Source organism: Streptomyces sp. SP17BM10, from assembly GCF_036322405.1.
In the GTDB taxonomy this organism is placed as follows: domain Bacteria; phylum Actinomycetota; class Actinomycetes; order Streptomycetales; family Streptomycetaceae; genus Kitasatospora.
Genome location: NZ_JAQYXB010000127.1, coordinates 1 through 2,382, shown reverse-complemented (window position 1 = coordinate 2,382; position 2,382 = coordinate 1). Strand labels below are relative to the sequence as shown.

Genomic DNA, 2,382 nt, shown 5'->3' with positions numbered 1-2,382 from the left:
TGGGTGCCGGTGAGGTCTTCCGATGCGCCGGAGTTCGTGGCGGTGGCGTCGCTGGCGGAGGTGCCGGCGGAGGTGCCGCCGGTGGTGGTGGTCCGGTCGGCGGACGGGGACGTGCACGTGGGGACGGCCCGCGTGCTGGAGTTGGTGCAGGGCTGGCTGGCGGAGGAGCGTTTCGCCGGGTCCCGTCTGGTGTTCGTGACGCGCGGCGTGGTGGCGGGTGAGGACCTGCCGGGTGCGGCGGTGTGGGGTCTTCTCCGTTCGGCGATGTCGGAAGAGCCGGGCCGGTTCGGCCTGGTGGATCTGTCGGGTTCGGAGGAGCTGCCGCCGGAGGTCCTGGGCCTGGACGAGCCGCAGCTGCTCGTCCGCGACGGGGAGATCCTCGCTGCCCGCCTGGTGCGGACGGAGGCGTCGGCCGACGCGGTGGTGTGGCCGAGCGAGGGCACGGTTCTGATCACCGGTGGCACGGGCGGCCTGGGCAAGCTCGTGGCCCGGCACCTGGTGGCCGAGCACGGCGTGCGCGATCTGCTGCTGGTGAGCCGTCGCGGTGCGGACGCCGAGGGCGTCAAGGAGCTGCTGGCGGAGCTGGGTGCCGGGGCGAAGGTCGAGGCCTGCGACGTGGCCGACGAGGCCGCCGTGGCCGAGCTGTTCCTGCGCCACGAGATCCGCGCGGTCGTCCACACGGCGGGCGTGCTCGACGACGGCGTGATCGGCTCCCTGACCGCCGAGCGCGTCTCGGCCGTCCTGCGTCCGAAGGCGGACGCCGCGTGGAACCTCCACCGGGCCGCCGAGAACGCCGAGACCTTCGTCCTCTTCTCCTCCGTCGCCGGTACTTTCGGCAGCGCGGGCCAGGCCGCCTACGCGGCGGGCAACGCCTACCTGGACGCGCTGGCGGTCCACCGCCGCTCGCTCGGCCTGCCCGCCGTCTCCCTCGCCTGGGGCCCGTGGTCGGACGTGGCCGGCATGACCGGCACGCTCACCGACGCCGAGGCCGAGCGCATCGCCCGGCTCGGCCTGCCGGCCATCGCCCCGGACCAGGGCGTCGCGCTCTTCGACGCGGCGCTCGCCACCGGCCACCCGGCCGTGCTGCCGGTCCGCCTCGACCTCGCGGCGATGGCCGCGCACGGTGAGGTGCCCGCGCTGCTGCGCGGCTTGGTACGGAGCCGGGTGCGGCGTGCCGCCGTCGCGGGCTCGGCCGTGTCGGCCGGCCTGGCGCAGCGGCTGTCGGGCCTGGGCGTCGACGACCGGCGGGCGGCCGTCCTGGAGCTGGTGCGCGACCAGATCGCGCTCGTGCTCGGCCACGAGGCCGGCTCGGCGGTCGATCCGTCGAAGGCGTTCCAGGACCTCGGCTTCGACTCGCTGACGGCGGTCGAGCTGCGCAACCGGCTCAAGTCGGTGACCGGTCTCCAGCTCCCGGCGACCGTGGTGTTCGACTACCCGACGGCGAGCACGCTGGCCGGGTTCCTGCTGGAGGGCCTGTTCGGCACCGAGAGCCTCGTCCACGTCCCCGAGGCGCTCCCGTCGCTGTCGGACGACCCGATCGTGATCGTCGGGATGGCGTGCCGCTACCCGGGCGGCGTCGAGTCGCCGGAGGAGCTGTGGCGGCTGGTGGCCGACGGCGTCGACGCGGTCTCCGGCTTCCCGACGAACCGCGGCTGGGACGTCGAGACCCTCTACGACCCGGACCCGGAGCACCTCGGGACGTCCTACACGCGCTCCGGCGGGTTCCTGCACACCGCCGGGGAGTTCGACCACGAGTTCTTCGGGATGAGCCCTCGTGAGGCGCTCGCGACGGACGCCCAGCAGCGCCTGCTGCTGGAGACGTCGTGGGAGGCGTTCGAGCGGGCCGGCATCGATCCGGTGTCGCTGCGCGGCAGCCGGACAGGCGTTTTCGCGGGCGTGATGTACGCGGACTACGCGAGTCTGCTGGGCGGCGGTGAGTTCGAGGGCTACCAGGGCAGCGGCAGCGCGGGAAGCGTGGCCTCGGGCCGCGTCTCGTACACCCTCGGTCTCGAAGGCCCGGCGGTCACGGTCGATACTGCCTGCTCGTCGTCCCTCGTCGCGATGCACCTGGCGGCGCAAGCCCTGCGCAGCGGTGAGTGCTCGCTCGCGCTCGCGGGTGGCGTCACCGTGATGTCGACGCCGAACACCTTCGTGGAGTTCTCGCGCCAGGGCGGTCTGTCGGCCGACGGTCGGTGCCGTTCGTTCGCGGACGCGGCGGATGGGGTGGGCTGGGGTGAGGGCGTCGGTCTGGTGGTGCTGGAGCGGTTGTCGGATGCCCGTCGCAACGGGCACCGGGTGCTGGCCGTCCTGCGGGGCTCGGCCGTCAACCAGGACGGGGCGTCGAACGGTCTGACGGCGCCGAACGGTCCGTCGCAGCAGCGG

The 2,382-nt window shown here is 74.0% G+C and carries 1 protein-coding gene; it reads left to right on the top strand.

What is annotated here, in order from left to right:
- Positions 1 to 2,382 (top strand): SDR family NAD(P)-dependent oxidoreductase (locus PUR71_RS00470; RefSeq protein WP_443077304.1); only part of this gene is annotated, 2,382 nt, incomplete at both ends.